At 70.2% G+C, this 14782-nt stretch carries 15 protein-coding genes; 11 read left to right on the forward strand and 4 right to left on the reverse strand.

Annotated elements, in window-relative coordinates:
* Positions 1-9 precede the first annotated feature (9 nt).
* The gene (locus AB0C20_RS02125) at positions 10-861 is read left to right on the forward strand and encodes an alpha/beta hydrolase (protein WP_357177602.1); all 852 of its coding nucleotides are present in this window, start codon (positions 10-12) and stop codon (positions 859-861) included.
* An 80-nt stretch (positions 862-941) separates the two neighbouring features.
* Here AB0C20_RS02125 and AB0C20_RS02130 read toward each other — a convergent pair whose 3' ends face one another.
* Positions 942-1808 carry an alpha/beta hydrolase gene (locus AB0C20_RS02130; protein WP_357177605.1) on the reverse strand — a complete coding sequence of 289 codons (867 nt, stop codon included), beginning with the start codon at positions 1806-1808 and terminating at the stop codon, positions 942-944.
* A gap of 300 nt (positions 1809-2108) precedes the next feature.
* Here AB0C20_RS02130 and AB0C20_RS02135 point away from each other — a divergent pair, with 300 nt between their 5' ends.
* From AB0C20_RS02135 to AB0C20_RS02165, 7 genes are all read left to right on the forward strand, one after another.
* Positions 2109-3449: a glycosyl hydrolase family 18 protein gene (locus tag AB0C20_RS02135; RefSeq protein ID WP_357177608.1), complete on the forward strand. Its 1341-nt coding sequence runs from the start codon at positions 2109-2111 to the stop codon at positions 3447-3449.
* A gap of 84 nt (positions 3450-3533) precedes the next feature.
* The gene (locus AB0C20_RS02140) at positions 3534-4076 is read left to right on the forward strand and encodes an RNA polymerase sigma factor (protein WP_357177611.1); all 543 of its coding nucleotides are present in this window, start codon (positions 3534-3536) and stop codon (positions 4074-4076) included.
* Positions 4073-4903 carry a hypothetical protein gene (locus AB0C20_RS02145; RefSeq protein ID WP_357567033.1) on the forward strand — a complete coding sequence of 277 codons (831 nt, stop codon included), beginning with the start codon at positions 4073-4075 and terminating at the stop codon, positions 4901-4903. Before AB0C20_RS02140 ends, AB0C20_RS02145 begins: the two co-directional genes overlap by 4 nt.
* Positions 4900-5772 (forward strand): ATP-binding cassette domain-containing protein, encoded by an 873-nt coding sequence (locus tag AB0C20_RS02150; protein ID WP_357567034.1) that lies wholly within the window; start codon positions 4900-4902, stop codon positions 5770-5772. The genes AB0C20_RS02145 and AB0C20_RS02150 overlap by 4 nt, the downstream gene beginning before the upstream one ends.
* Positions 5769-7379, forward strand: a complete 1611-nt coding sequence (locus AB0C20_RS02155) for a hypothetical protein (protein ID WP_357567035.1) — start codon at positions 5769-5771, stop codon at positions 7377-7379. Before AB0C20_RS02150 ends, AB0C20_RS02155 begins: the two co-directional genes overlap by 4 nt.
* A complete protein-coding gene (locus AB0C20_RS02160) occupies positions 7376-8080 on the forward strand; it encodes a hypothetical protein (protein ID WP_357567037.1) in 705 nt (234 codons plus the stop codon). Before AB0C20_RS02155 ends, AB0C20_RS02160 begins: the two co-directional genes overlap by 4 nt.
* 167 nt (positions 8081-8247) lie before the next feature.
* Positions 8248-9459: an esterase-like activity of phytase family protein gene (locus AB0C20_RS02165; protein WP_357177627.1), complete on the forward strand. Its 1212-nt coding sequence runs from the start codon at positions 8248-8250 to the stop codon at positions 9457-9459.
* 43 nt (positions 9460-9502) lie between these two features.
* On the opposite strand, the gene AB0C20_RS02170 is transcribed toward AB0C20_RS02165, so the two are convergent.
* On the reverse strand, positions 9503-9772 hold the full coding sequence (locus AB0C20_RS02170; protein WP_357567039.1) for a hypothetical protein: 270 nt from the start codon (positions 9770-9772) through the stop codon (positions 9503-9505).
* Between the two features lie 52 nt (positions 9773-9824).
* Between AB0C20_RS02170 and AB0C20_RS02175 the strand changes: the two genes are divergently transcribed.
* Together AB0C20_RS02175 and AB0C20_RS02180 are read left to right on the forward strand one after the other, a co-directional pair.
* Entirely contained in the window at positions 9825-10388 is a 564-nt protein-coding gene (locus AB0C20_RS02175; RefSeq protein ID WP_357567040.1) for a zinc-binding dehydrogenase, read from the forward strand.
* A 211-nt stretch (positions 10389-10599) separates the two neighbouring features.
* The gene (locus AB0C20_RS02180) at positions 10600-11739 is read left to right on the forward strand and encodes a hypothetical protein (RefSeq protein ID WP_357177636.1); all 1140 of its coding nucleotides are present in this window, start codon (positions 10600-10602) and stop codon (positions 11737-11739) included.
* Here the strand turns inward: AB0C20_RS02180 and AB0C20_RS02185 are convergent.
* Positions 11730-12740 (reverse strand): mechanosensitive ion channel domain-containing protein, encoded by a 1011-nt coding sequence (locus tag AB0C20_RS02185; RefSeq protein ID WP_357177640.1) that lies wholly within the window; start codon positions 12738-12740, stop codon positions 11730-11732. The genes AB0C20_RS02180 and AB0C20_RS02185 overlap by 10 nt on opposite strands.
* 229 nt (positions 12741-12969) lie before the next feature.
* Complete coding sequence (locus AB0C20_RS02190; RefSeq protein WP_357177642.1) at positions 12970-13887, reverse strand: NADP-dependent oxidoreductase; 918 nt, start codon at positions 13885-13887, stop codon at positions 12970-12972.
* A 362-nt stretch (positions 13888-14249) separates the two neighbouring features.
* Here AB0C20_RS02190 and msrA point away from each other — a divergent pair, with 362 nt between their 5' ends.
* Complete coding sequence (gene msrA / locus AB0C20_RS02195; protein ID WP_357177646.1) at positions 14250-14756, forward strand: peptide-methionine (S)-S-oxide reductase MsrA; 507 nt, start codon at positions 14250-14252, stop codon at positions 14754-14756.
* The last annotated feature ends 26 nt before the right edge of the window (positions 14757-14782 follow it).

The raw sequence follows: 14782 nt of genomic DNA on the forward strand, positions 1-14782 counted from the left end.
GGAAACACTGTGACATTGTCCTTCCGGCGGCGCCTCATCTCCGTAGGCGTGGCCATCGGTGCCCTCACCCTGGTAGGTGCCGGTATCGGCACCGCGCAGGCTTCGACGAGTAGCGCTTTGCATTCGCGCCCCGCAGCGGTCAAGCCGACAGTCGTGCTCGTGCACGGGGCGTGGGCGGACGGGTCGAGCTGGGACAAGGTGGCGGCCAAGCTCCAGCACGACGGTTACCGGGTGGTCACGCCGCCGAACCTCCTGACGGGCGTGCAGAACGACGCCGCGAATCTGCGCGCGTACCTGGACACCATCACCGGACCGATCGTCCTCGTCGGGCACTCGTACGGCGGCATGGTCATCACGAACGCCGCTCTGGGCGACAAGCAGGTCAAGGCCCTGGTGTACGTCGACGCGTACATCCCGGACCAGCACGACACGGTGCTGTCGCTGACCTCGGCCGTGCCGGGCTCGGTCTTCGCGGCCGAAGCGTCCACCGTCTTCGACCAGGTCGCGATCCCCGGCGACGACCCGCACAATGTCAACCTCTACGTGAAGCCGTCGATCTTCGGCAAGGCGTTCGCCGACAAGACCATTTCCGCCAAGGACGTCGCGGTGCTGGCGGCCCGGCAGCGTCCGCTGGCCTTCAATGCCCTGGTCGAGGAGTCCGGCGAGCCGGCCTGGCGCACCATTCCCTCGTGGTCGGTGATCGGCAAGCAGGACGCCGTCATCCCTGCCGCTCAGCAGGTCGCCATGTCCAAGAGGGCCAAGGCGCACGCCATCGAGATCAACGCCCCCCACCTGTCCATGGTCACGGACGCGGGAGCGGTCACGAACCAGATCGAGGCGGCCGCCAAGGCGACCGACTGACACGACAGCCGGCCGTGGCGTCGCTCACCGCGATGCCACGGCCGGCCTCTTCGCCGTTGCTGCCGAGGGTCATGAGACGGTCAGGCGGTCGTCCGGGCCGCCTCCACGATGACCTCGGTGACCTCACCGGGATGCGAGATCAGGCCCAGGTGACCGGCGTCGATCCGGGTGATGTCGGCCCCCGCACGCTTCATCATCTCCTCCTGACGAGCCGGCGGGATGACCCGATCCTCGGTGCCGATCACCGCCCATACCGGGATCGTCTTCCACGCCGGCTCCGTGGCCGGCTCACCCAGGGCGTTCGTGGCCAGCGCGCTCTGGGACACGGCGAGCACCTCCGCCTGCCGCCGAGGCAGACCGTTGGCGAAGCCGGTGATGAATATCTTCGGCAGGACGTACGCGTCGACAGCACCTTCCGGGGCACCGGGGAACGGCACGAGCTTGAAGACGCTCGTGGGGTCGGTCAGAGCCGGCTCGAGCACCGAGCCGGAGCCGGCGGTGAGTTGCTCCACGGTCTCACCCTTGTCCGGGGCGAAGGCGTCGACGAACACGAGTGCCTTGACATTCTTGTTGCCGGTCAAGGCATCGCTCGCCACGAAGCCGCCGTACGAGTGGGCCGCGACCACGATGGGACCTTCGATGGTGGACAGGAAGTCCTTCAGGTAGCCGCTGTCGATTGACGGCCCCCGGTTGGGTTGCGGCGCGACCTGGACATCGAAACCGCGTGCCTGGAGTCTGCGGACCTCCCCACTCCAGCTCGAGCCGTCGGCCCAGGCGCCATGGACCAGGACGATTGTTGGTTTGGTGCGATGCCCCTCGTCCGGCGTTGGTCGCCCACCGCCGTCCGCGGACACGCCTGGGGCGGCTGAGCCGAGCACCGTCACCAGCGTTGCGGCGGCCAGCGTTGCGGCGATGGCCTTCGGCCGACGTAGCGAGATACCGAGCATGTCTCTTCTCCCTCGTTGGTCAGTGGTTTCCGAACGCGGGCAGATGTGCGCGATGACGTGCATGATCGCCCGACCTCACCGTATTCACGCCGAGCGCGAATCTCGGACAGAAGAGGAAAATAACTCAAGTTTCACCTTGCGGGAGGACACGCCACCAAACGGGCTCACTCGACGGCCGGTGGACGCTCCAGCCGGCCGCGCTCCCCCGACTTCCCGGCATCTGTAAACAACCCTTGATATTAACTCTCACGAACGTCAATATGTGGAGGTCGCGGGTCATCGAAGCCTGGGGAGTGAGCCATGAGAAGCCGTCGAATTTTCGCAGTGGTAGCCGGGGCGGCGATGACCGTCACGGCCGCCGTCGCCTTCGTTCCCAGCAGCATGGCGGCCGTACCCTCGGCCAACGCCGTCCCGATGGTCGCCTGCACCGCCCCCACCTGGGCCGAGGGCCCCACCTACCAGGCGGGCGCCCAGGTCACCTACAGCGGCCGGCTCTACCAGGCACTGGTCACCCACACCGCACACCCCGGCGCCGGCTGGAACCCCGCCTCGACCCCGTCGCTCTGGCGTGACCTCGGCGCGTGCTCGGGAACGACGCCGCCGCCCACCACGCCACCGCCGACGACCCCGCCGCCCACCACGCCACCACCGACCACACCTCCCCCCACCACACCGCCGCCAACCGGTGGGAACTGCGCGGTGAAGTCGCGACCCACCGGCAAGGTGTTGCAGGGCTACTGGGAGAACTGGGACGGGGCCACCAACGGCGTGCACCCCGGCCTCGGCTGGATCCCGATCACCGACAGCCGGCTCAACCAGCACGGCTACAACGTGATCAACGCTGCGTTCCCGGTGATCCGCTCGGACGGCACGGTCCTCTGGGAGAACGGCATGGACGCCGGCGTGAAGGTGGCCACCCCGGCCGAGATGTGCCAGGCCAAGGCGGCCGGCGCCACCATCCTGATGTCGATCGGCGGAGCCGCAGCGGGCATCGACCTGAGCTCCGCCGCTGTCGCCGACCGGTTCATCGCGACGATCGTGCCGATCCTGACGGCCTACCACTTCGACGGCATCGACATCGACATCGAGACCGGCCTGACCGGCAGCGGCAACATCAACACCCTGTCCACGTCGCAGGCCAACCTGATCCGGATCATCGACGGAGTGCTGGCCCGGATGCCGTCGAACTTCGGCCTGACCATGGCACCGGAGACGGCCTACGTCACCGGCGGCAGCGTGGTCTACGGCTCGATCTGGGGCTCGTACCTGCCGATCATCAAGAAGTACGTGGACAACGGTCGGCTCTGGTGGCTGAACATGCAGTACTACAACGGCAGCATGTACGGCTGCGCCGGCGACTCGTACCCGGCGGGCACCGTGCAGGGCTTCACCGTGCAGACGCAGTGCCTGAACAACGGGCTCACGATCCAGGGCACCACCATCCGAGTGCCGTACGACAAGCAGGTCCCGGGTCTGCCGGCACAGATCGGGGCGGGCGGCGGCTACCTGTCGACGTCGCTCGTCACGCAGGCCTGGAACTCCGTGCCCGGCCTCAAGGGCCTGATGACCTGGTCGGCGAACTGGGACGGGTCGAAGGGCTGGACCTTCGGCGACAACGTGAAGCGCCTGCAGGGCCGCTGACGGGTGACGGCGGCGCACCGACCAGGGATGAGAAGTCGTGCCACCATTGCGAACCAAAGTTCGGTCCCGCTGCGATAGGTAGGCATGACCGTCCAGGACGACGCCGGCCTCCTGGCCCTGATCGCAGGCGGCGACCGGAACGCGCTCGAGGCGTTCTACCGCCGGCACGCGCCGTGGCTGCGTCTGCGCCTGTGCTACCGCTGCGCCGACGACGCCCTCGTCGACGACGTCGTGCAGGAGACGTTCCTCGCCGTGTGGACCGGCGCCGCGGCCTCGTTCCGGCCTCGCGACACCGACGCCGCTGCCTGGCTGTGGCGGATCGGGTCGCGCCGGCTCATCGACGCGCTGCGTCGCCGCACGTCCCGCGACCGGCTCGGTCGGCTACTGGCCCGCCTGCGCGGCCGCGACGAGTCGTCCGCCGAGGAGCAGGTACTGATCGGGCTCGAGCACGGCGACCTCGGCGGGGCTCTCGCCCGCCTCTCCCCGGAGCTGCGCGCTGTCATCCGCGCCACCGTCCTTGACGGCCTCTCCACCGCCGAGGCCGCCGTCCTGCTCGGCATCCCCGCCGGCACCGTCAAGACCCGGGCGATGCGCGCCCGCCGGCAGCTGCGAGAGGAGTTGACATGACCTGGCACCTGCTCGACGAGGACCTACGCGCCTACGCCACCCGTACCCTCGCCGCCCCTGGTCTGTGGTCCACGGAGGCGCACCTGGTCGCGTGCGGTGAGTGCCGCGAACGCCTCGCCGCCGCCGCCGCGACAGTCGACCTGGAGTCGGCGATCGACGGAGGCTGGGCCCGCCTCGACGTCGCCCTGGACGCGCCGCGACCGGGGCCTGTCGAACGGTTGATGATCACGGTAGGCGTTCCCGACCACACCGCGCGGCTGCTCGCGGCGACGCCGGCGCTGCGGCTGTCGTGGCTGGTGGCGATAGCGGTCACTGCCGCGTTGACGGCGACGGTCGCCGTGTTCACCGACCCGGTCGTGTTCCTCGCCGTGGCCCCGCTGTTGCCGCTGGTCGCGGTCGCCATGTCGTTCGCGCCCGGCATCGACCCCACCCACGAGATCGCTGTGGTCACTCCGATCCGCTCGTTCCGGTTACTGCTGTTGCGGTGTCTCGCGGTCCTGTCCGCGACCACCGCGCTGTCCGCCGTGGCCAGCCTCTTCATCTACGAGTACGGGCTGCGCGCGACCGGTTGGTTCCTGCCGTCGCTCGCCCTGACAGTGCTGTCGCTGCTGCTCTCGCCTCGCCTCGGCGCGGGACCGGCCGCTGTCGCCGTCGGCGTCGGCTGGGCGGCAGTGGTCGCCGCCACCTTCGGCGACCGGCTCGTCTTCACAGTGGCCGGGCAGGTGGGCGTCGTCATCGTGGGCGGGATCGCCGCGGTGGCACTGTCGCGTCAGCGCGGCACCTACGACAGCTACCACGTCCCCAACCTGATGAGGAGAGCTTCATGACTGCCGTTCGGGCAACCGGTCTGGCGCTGCGGTACGGGCGCGCCACAGCGCTCGAGGACGTGTCGTTCACGTTGCGCACCGGGGTGACCGGGTTGCTCGGCCCGAACGGCGCGGGCAAGACGACGCTGCTGCGGATCGTCGCGACGGCCCTGCCGGCCGACGGCGGAACGCTGCGGGTCTTCGGTCACGACCCGAGCACGCCGCCCGGGCGGCTCGCGGTCCGGCGTCTGCTGGGCTACCTGCCGCAGGATCCGGGCTTCCACCCGTCGTTCACCGCGTTCGAGTTCGTCGACTACGTCGCGATTCTCAAGGAGCTCACCCACCGCACGACGCGGCACACCGAGGTCGCCCGGGTGCTCGCCGCCGTCGGCCTCGACGACCGACGGCGATCCCGGATCCGGACCCTGTCCGGCGGCATGAAGCAACGGCTCGCGCTGGCGGCGGCCCTGGTCGGCGACCCGGACCTGGTCATCCTCGACGAACCGACGGTAGGCCTCGACCCGGAGCAGCGGCTGCGGTTCCGGGAGCTGATCGCGGACCTCGGCGAGCGCAAGACGGTGCTGCTGTCCACCCATCAGACCGAGGACGTCATGTCGCTGTGCCAGGAGGTCGTCGTCCTCGACCGGGGCCGAGTGCGGTTCGAGGGCACCCCGGCGCAGCTCGCCGGGCTGGCCGCCGGCCGGGTGTGGACGAGCGCGGCGCGGCAGGCAGGGGCGTTGGCATCATGGCGGACGGGCACGGGGCTGCACCGCCACGTCGGCGACCCCCCATCCGGGGCCGCGCTGGTGCAGCCGTCGATCGAGGACGGCTACCTGACGCTGGTCGGCGCCACCACCGAGGCGTCGGCGATCGCGGGCGGCGGGCGATGACCGCGACAATGACGGTGGCCGCGCCGGCCCGACCGACGCCGTCGTCGACGCAGGGGCGTCGGCGAGCGCTGCTCGCACTCGCCCGGTTCGAGTCGGTTCGGATGCTCCGACACCCGCTCACCGTCGCGGCCGCGCTGCTGTTCCTCGGCCCGTGGCTGTGGGGCTGGCTGTCCGGCTCGGCCAACCGATATCCGGTGCTCCCCGATGAGCTGATCACGATCCAGCTGCTCGCGTTGCCGGTCCTCGGCGGGTCGGCGCTGATCGTGGCGAACCTCGTCACGCTACGGGCGCACCGACACCATGTCGACGCGTCCTACGACGTCCTGGTGCTGCCGCCAGCATGGCGGGTCGGCGGGTTCCTCCTGGCCCTGCTACCGCTGGCAGGCCTCAGCTTGCTGCTCGTCGCCGTCCGGGTCGGGGTCTCCGCGGCGCTGCCGGGCGCTGCCGGGTCGGTCGACGTCGCCACGATGCTGACCCCGTCGGCGCTGACGCTGCTCCTCGGCGCCGTCGGGGTGCTCGCCGGGGTCCTGATCCGCTCCGTGCTGGTCGCCCCCCTGCTCGTCCTGCTCGTCTTCGTGCTGGAGTACGCGGCGATCATGGTGACCACCCTGATGCTCATCGGGACCGGCTGGCGCTTCCTGTTTCCGGTCTACATCAGTGAGTTCCCGGCTCCGGTGCCCGCTGGTGTCTCCGACCGGCCCGCGGCCCGGCACCTGGTCTACCTGGTCGGGATCACCGTGCTGCTCGTCGCGGCCGCCGTGGCTCGGGCCCACGCACGGCGGTCGGTCGTCGCGGCCGGGCTCGCCGTCGGGCTGATCCTCACCGTCGGCGGCGGGCTGACCCAGTCGCGACCCGACCCCGACATCGCGGTGGCCCGCGCGACCGTCAAAGACCGGCCGGCGAGCATCCAGTCGTGCGTCCTGCGAGGCGACGTCACCTACTGCTACTTCGACGGGTTCGACGGGTTCGTTCCCGGGTGGGAGTCGGTGGTCACCGCCGTACGCGCTGTCGTGCCGGACAGCGCCGCCTCGTCCGGGCCACCGCTCGCGGTGCGGCAGCGAGCCCTCGCCGAGGAGATCTCGGCCGGGGGTTCCGGGTCCGTCGCCGAGGCCATGCAGGCGGTGGCCGCTTGGAAGGTCGAGGACGCGGCGGCGGGCACCCCGGAGGCGGTCCGGGTCGACACCGCGTGGGGCGACGATCGGGCAGCCGCCGCCCTGGCCGCCGAGGTTGCCTACCGGCTGATGGCCGCGAAGGCGTACGACGGGGGGAACTTCCTCTGCGGGGCGCGGGCGGCGCTCCTGGTGTGGCTGGTCGGGCAGGCGTCGCCGACCACCCTGGCCGGGATGCGTTCGCTGGACGAGACGAGCACCGGTGCGCTCGTCTTCAGCGACATATCGGGCCTGTACGGCATCTTGGCACCCGACCGGGCGGCGGCACCGGCGTTGGAGTTGCTGGAACGGCCGTCCGATGAGGTACCGCTGCTGGTCGAGCGGCACTGGGCCGAGCTGACGGCGCCCGACACACCGTTGGAGCGGTTCGGCGCCATCTTCGGGGTGCCGATCCAGCCGCTCGCCCCGGACGCCGAGGCGCTGCCGTGCGTCCCGTGAGCGACGTGCCAGCCGTCGGCGCGGCGGGGCCGGCGGCCGGCGGGCCCGTGCCGAGGCGGGGTGGGCGACTACGGACGGTGGCGGCGCTGGTCTGGCCGACGCTGCGGGCGACGCGGATCTCGCCGCTGCTGGCGGCCGGGGTCGTCGGTGTGGCGATCGTGTCCCCACCGGCTGTGACCGGGTCGGTCCTGCCTCCCGACGAGCACATCACGCTGCTGCGGTTGGTGATGGCCTGCGTCGGCCTCGGCGTCACGTTCGTACTCGACGACCCGGCGAAGCCGACCGCGGAGACGCTGCCGGTCCCGGCCTGGCTCGGGGCGCTGCTACGAGCGGTCCCCGCCGCGGTCGTCGGCGGTGCGTGCTGGGCGGCAGCGCTGCTGGTGACACGGTCCGGGCCGGAGACCGCGTCGCTGCCGTACGCGGACCTGACCCGTGAGGCCGCTACCGTCGCGGCGGTCGCGTTCCTCACGTCGGCAGTCGGCTGGCGGCGGTCGCCGCGCGGGATCGGCAGTCCACTCGCCGCCCCGATGCTGCTGCTCGGGATGACGGTGGTGGCGCTGCTGCCGGCCTCGGTGGCTTTCCTCGTCGACGTGGGCGACGGCTGGGACGCGGCCCACGACCGCTGGATGTATCTCCTGGCGGGGGCACTGTTGGCGACCGCCGGGGTGCTCACCGTCCGCCGGTACCCCCGGCGCGGCTGACAGCCGTACGGCACCACACCCCGCCGTGAGCCTTCAGTCGAGCCGCCGACAAAGTGACAGCACGGTTTGAGCGTGCATTCCCCTGTGGCCAGTTCGAATTCACCGCGTCGCTCTACGGTGCCAGCGGACCGAGAACGTCCTGCTCGTACCTGGAGAGATGAGGATTGATGGCAGTAAGCAAGCGGGTGGGCCTGACTGCTGCGGTGGTCGCCCTGACCCTGACGCTGCCGGGCGCCGCGACAGCGGCCGCGGCCGAGCGGAACACGTGGGGCCAGGCCGAGTTGTTGACGTTCGCCGCGCTGCCAGCGGCGACCTTCGTTTCCGGCAGCGAACCGTCCGGCTCGTCGCTCGGCAGTGCCCCCATCAATGGGATCACCCCGCCGTTCGCCGACCAACCGATCCAGGGGTTCAGCGGCGTCCTGCGCAACACCGACGGCACCTTCGACGTGCTGTCCGACAACGGCTTCGGCAACAAGGCCAACAGTGCGGACTTCGTGCTGCGTGTTCAGCGGGTCGCGCCCGATTTCGGCAGCGGGGCCGTGGACGTGGTCGGTGGCATCAACCTGACCGACCCGTATGGCAAGGTGCCGTTCCCGCTCACTCGTGCCGACCGCGTGCTCACCGGAGCCGACTTCGACGTCGAGTCGATCACCCGGACGGCGGATGGCACGTACTGGCTCGGTGACGAGTTCGGTCCGTACCTGCTGCACTTCGACCGGGCGGGCCGCTTGCTACAGGCGCCGGTGCCGCTGCCGGGGGTGTTCGCCCCCGAGAACCCGGGCCGCGGTGCCACCCCGGCCAACCTCGCCAGCAGCAAGGGCTTCGAGGGCATGGCCCAGTCTCCGGACGGTCGCATGCTCTACCCGCTGCTTGAGGGCACGACCACTGGCGACCCGGCCGGCACCCTCCGGCTCAACGAGTTCGACACCCGGGCCAACGCCTACACCGGCCGGCGCTGGGCCTACGCGCTCGACTCTCCTGCTCACGCGATCGGTGACGCCATCATGGTCGATCGGGACCGCTTCCTCATCATCGAGCGGGACAACGGTCAGGGCGAGACGGCAAAGGTCAAGAAGATCTATCTCGCCGACAAGCGCGACCGGAACCGCGACGGACTGCTCGACAAGACGCTTGTCGCCGACCTGATGGCGATCGCCAACCCTCGGCACGTCGGCGGGTTCGGTGACCCGTTCACGTTCCCGTTCCAGACGATCGAGGACGTGGTGATCCTCGACGACCGCACGCTCGCCGTCCTGAATGACAACAACTTCCCGTCGTCGGCGGGCCGGACGCCCGGCCAGGCCGACAACAACGAGTTCATCGTGATCAAACTCGATCGCCGCCTGGACGCGGACAAGCGCGTCCTGCGTCGCTACTGACCCGATGTCAGGGGGGTGGGCAGACCAACCGGCTGCCCACCCCTCATCCCTCGGCGGTGGGTCGGCTGTGCACCACCAACTCGTCGATCTCCAACCGGCCGATGCGCAACTCCCGTACGACCGCCCGGCGGATCGCCAGCCGCCCGATGGCCAGCGCCCCGACAGCCACGGCCCCCGCGGCCAGCGCCCCCACGGCGAGGGCGCCGATCGAGGCCGCCCCCGCAGCCCTGGCGCCGGTAGCCGCCGCGCCCGTCGCCACCGCGCCGTTGGCGCGCGTCCCGGTCAACCGCATCAGGCTCACGTCTCGCTTCATCGCCCCATTGTCCGCGTACCGCCGGCTGGGCGCCGATCACCTTCCTGTACCGGTGCCCGCTCCCGGAGAGGCGTTGATCACCACCGAGGCGGTGGGCGTGGCTGGCGCCGACGTCCTGATCCGGAGCGGTGCTCTCGCCGCGTACGGCTTCCGCGAGGGTCACATCCCGGGCGGCGAGGTTGCCGGAACGGTCACGGCCGTGGGCGACGGCGTCGGCCCCGCGTGGGTCGGGCAACGCGTCTGGGCCTTCACCGGTACGGGCGGCGGCTACGCCGAGCAGGCGGTCGTCGCCGGTCCGGACATGCCCACGTTCCTCGACCGACTCAACCCCAACGGCCGGCTCGTGGCCGTCGGCGCGGTGGGCGGCCAACCGCCAGCGGACTTCGGGACGAGGTTGATGGCCGCGTTCCAGAAGTCGATGTCGTTCGCCACCTTCAGTGCGGCGACGGTGCCGGCGGCCGCTCGACGAGCCGTGCGAGTGGAGCAGTTCGCCGCCGCCGATCGTGGGGAACTCCAGACCGTGGTGCACGAGGTCCTGCCGCTGGAGCAGTCGGTGGTGGCGCACCAGAAGATGGACGCCGGCGAGGTCTTCGGGAGGATCGTCCTGACCTCGTAGCCAACGGGATCGTTCACGGCGGCGCGACACTGTCGAGGCCATCACCGGGTGGCCCCTTCCACTGAACCCGCTGCACCGATCGGGGTGGTCTCTTAGGCTGCGTGGACGGGGCGCCCGGTTCGACGAGTGCGTCGCTGTGGCGCTGTGCGGGCTGGTCGGGGTGCTCCTCTCGGCGGCAGCGGCCGAGCACGGCTACCGCTGAGGAGCACCGATGACAGAGGACCGCACGGAGATCGTCGTCGGGTTGGTGGCGACCCCGCCGGACCACCCGGCTCGGGTGGCCGCGCGGCTCACCACCGAACTGGCCAGCGGGCTCGCCGAGCGGGTGAACGCGGACGTGCGGTGGACCGTCCGGGAAGGCTGGGGCGACGTGGCGCCGCGCCGCGACGGCGGCGTTGAGGCACTACTCGATGATCTTGCCCAACGGCGTGCCGACGACCAGTGGGACGTCGCCATCTGCCTGACCGACCTGCCGCTGCATGCCGAACGGGTGCCGCTGGTCGCGCAGACCTCCGCTCGGCGTCGGGTCGCTGTGGTGTCCCTGCCCGCGCTGGGACTGCACCAGCTGCGGGCGGCCCGCGCTGCCGTTCCGGATCTGGTGAGCCGGCTGCTGACCGAGGCTTCCGACCAGCGGGTGCCGCCGGCCGGCTGGGCACCGGCCGAGATGGCAACCCGGGTTCCCGCCGTCCACCAGGTGGTCGGCGAGGCCGACCCCGGTGAGCGGCGCTACGTCGCCTCGCGGCTCGTCGGCCGGTTACGGCTGTTGATCGGCATGGTTCGCGCGAACCGTCCGGGGCGTGCCCTGCTGGGCCTGTCGAAGCTGTTGGTCGGCGCGTTCGGCACTGCCGCGTTCGCGCTCACCACGGACACCATCTGGCAGATGGGCGACGCGCTCGGCGGACTCCGGCTCGCCGTGATCATGCTGCTCGGGCTGACAGCGTTGGTGGCCTGGTTGATCATCGCGCACGACCTGTGGGAGAAACCGAGCCGCGAGACGCCGACCGAACTGGCCCGGCTGTTCAACCTGGGTACGATCCTCACCCTCACTCTGGCCACTGTGCTGTCCTACGTGGTGTTGTTCGTGGGAACGGTGCTCGTCGCGGCGCTGCTGATCGACACATCAGTGCTGGAACAGACCTTGCAGCGACCGGTCCACTTCACCGACTATCTGACGCTCGCCTGGATCACCAGCTCGCTGGCCACCGTCGGCGGCGCGATCGGCTCCGGGTTGGAGAACGAGGAAACGGTTCGGGCTGCCGCTTACGGCTACCATCCGCGACCCGATGGCTGGCGGGACGAGAAGAGCGGGCAGTCTGACAGCGGCCCGTCGGACCCGCCCGTTCAAGGCTGATACTGACCGCGGGTGCGGGGCAGCCACTGGGGATGACGGTCGCGCAGGTAGCGAACCAGTCCCTCGCGCAGGTCGCAGCGCAGGTCCCAGGCGCTGGCGCCGTCGGCGGCCGAGGCCTGCACCTGGATGACAGCTGTCTGCGGGGTGGAGTCGACCATCTGAAGCACCCACTGGTCGCGATCCCACAGCGGTGAGGACTCCACCAGCCGGCGCGCTTCCCGACGTAGGTCGTCCAGGTCCGCGGTGTGGTCGACATGGATCTGGATTTTGCCGACAACCCTTGACTCGTTCCGGGTCCAGTTCTGAAACGGCCGCTCGGTGAAGTACGTGGTCGGCAGGATGAGCATCCGCTCGTCCCAGAGCCGGATCACCACGTTGGTCAGCTTCACCTCCTCAACTCGACCCCATTCGCCGTCCACCACCAGCACGTCGCCGACGTGCAGGCCGTCGGCGAAAGCGACCTGGACACCGGCGAACGCGTTGCCGAGCGCGGTACGGGCCGAAAGGCCGATCAACGCGCCGACCACCCCCGCCGACGTCAACACGGAGACGCCGAAGAGGCGTACCGGCCGAAAGGTGATCAGGATCAGGCCGATCGCGACGATGGTGACCACGGCGACGGTGAGCCGCCGCATGGGGCGAATCTGCGTCCGGGCCCGCCGCACCCGCCGGCTGGCGACCGCGTCACCCGGCAGCCGACTGAACGCGACCGCCTCGGCGACGTGCAACGCCTTGATCACCAACCACGCCCCGGACAGCACCAGAGCCACCAGGACGGCGTGCCGCAGATGACGCTGCCACCCGGCCGGACCCAGCGGCAGCGCGTAGTACAGCGCCCCGACCAGCAGCAGCGCCGCCGCCGGGCGGCGGCAGGCATGCCGCAGCGGCTCCAGCAACCACTGGTAACGGCCATGGGCCACCCGACGGACGACCATGCCAGCGATCAGGTCCACGACCACCGCCGTCGCCAGCGCGGCCACTACGATCAATGCGGTACGCATCAGAGGCCGTTCACCGCAACCCCGATGCCAGCTTCCCCCGGCTCACTGCCCAGTCCACGTGCTCAGGGTGCCACCCCGTCCAGGGGCAGGCGGCCAACATCGGCGAACAACCGCCGACCACACCTGCGTCAGGCAGGCGGTGTGGTGGGCGACCGATCGGCGGCCCCGGTACGAGACGACCAGGGCATCAGCCACCGTCGCGGCCCGCGGCGACGCCCGTGGCGAATCCCTAGGAGCGAGTGCGGATGATCGTCTTTCCGGTGATGCGCTCGGTCGGGTTGAGAGCGGCGACGGCGTCGTCGAGGCCTGCGACGTTGCCGATGTTCGTCCGCAGTCGTCCGTCCCGTACCCGCTGAACGATTTCACCCAGTTGGGTGCGGTCAGGCATCACCACGAAATCGATCGCCAAGCCGTCCACGGGCCGCGTCTCGGACGGCCCGACAACGGAAACCAGTGTTCCTCCGGCTCGAATCAGGCCTGCCGACCGCTTCCCGATGTCACCGCCGATGACGTCGAAAACCAGATCGACTCCGCCGACGTCTTCCAGGGCATCGCTGCCAAGGTCGACGAACTCGTGCGCGCCGAAGTCGAGGGCGTTATGACGGTCGGCGGCGCGTCCGGTGCCGATGACGTAGGCGCCGACCTCACTGGCGAGCTGCGTCACCATCGAACCGACTGCGCCGGCCGCGCCGTGCACGAGGACGCTCTGCCCCGCCCGAAGGCGGCCGTGCTCGAACAACCCCTGCCAGGCGGTCAGGCCAGAGATCGGCAGGCTGGCTCCCACCGTGAAGTCGACGTCGCCGGGCAGCGGCGCGAGGTTGCGCGCCTCGACGGCCACATACTCCGCCAGGGTGCCGTCGCGGGTCCAGTCCGTAAGGCCGAACACCCGCTGTCCCACTGAGAGCCCCGTGGTGCCATACCCGAGAGCGCTGACCACTCCGGCCAGCTCATGCCCAGGTATCGACGGGGTCCGGTCACGGCCGAGGCGATCGGTCCAGGTCGAGGGCCACGCCATCTCGGTCGGGACGAACCCCGACGCATGCACCTGAACGACGACGTCGTTGAGCGCCGGTTCCGGCTCAGGCCGCTCCACCAGCCTCATCCCGGCCGTTCCCGCAGCCTCGTCCGTCACCACGATCGCCTTCATCAGATACCTCCTTGTATCCAGCCCTCGTCTGCACTGGCACGAGGAGCGCCTTTCCGTTTCCCGGCATCGGCGACGCCACGCCTCGGCGCCGTGCCGCACCACGCCGACCGGTGGCCCCCGAACCTAGCTACGGTAAAACTGGTCCGTCAAGTCCACTATTGGGCCACGCGGGCGCTGCCGTGGCCGGTGGGAAGTACCAGATCAGCCTCATTAGCGACGTCATGGCCAGGCATCGGTCAGACAAGCCTTACCTGGACTATAGGGTCCAGGTAAGGTAGAGACTGCGGGAATATCGCCGGCCCGAAGAGTGTCTTCACTTGCGTGTCCAGGTGGGCTGGCACGACGACAGGCAAGGAGACGACGTGAACACCGAAAAGGCAATCCTCGCCGGCGGCTGCTTCTGGGGCATGGAGGAGTTGTTCCGCCGCCAGCCCGGCATCGTGTCCACGCGCGTCGGCTACAGCGGCGGCGACGTCCCGAACGCCACCTACCGCAACCACGGCACCCACGCGGAGTCCATCGAGGTCGTCTACGACACCGACAAGACCGACTTCCGCGCGCTGCTCGAGTTCTTCTTCCAGATCCACGACCCGTCGACGAGGAACCGCCAGGGTAACGACATCGGCATCAGCTACCGCTCGGCGATCTTCTACACCAGCGACGAGCAGAAGCGGGTCGCCGAGGACACCATCGCCGACGTCGACGCCTCGGGCCTGTGGCCCGGCACTGTCGTCACCGAGGTCACCGCTGCCGGCGACTTCTGGGAGGCCGAGCCTGAGCACCAGAACTACCTGCAGACCTACCCCAACGGATACACCTGCCACTTCCCTCGGCCCGGGTGGAAGCTTCCGAAGCGGGCGACGGCCTGACACCTCCGGCGCGCGGACCACGGTCC

The organism is Micromonospora sp. NPDC048843, assembly GCF_040649965.1.
Classification (GTDB): Bacteria; Actinomycetota; Actinomycetes; order Mycobacteriales; family Micromonosporaceae; genus Micromonospora; species Micromonospora hortensis.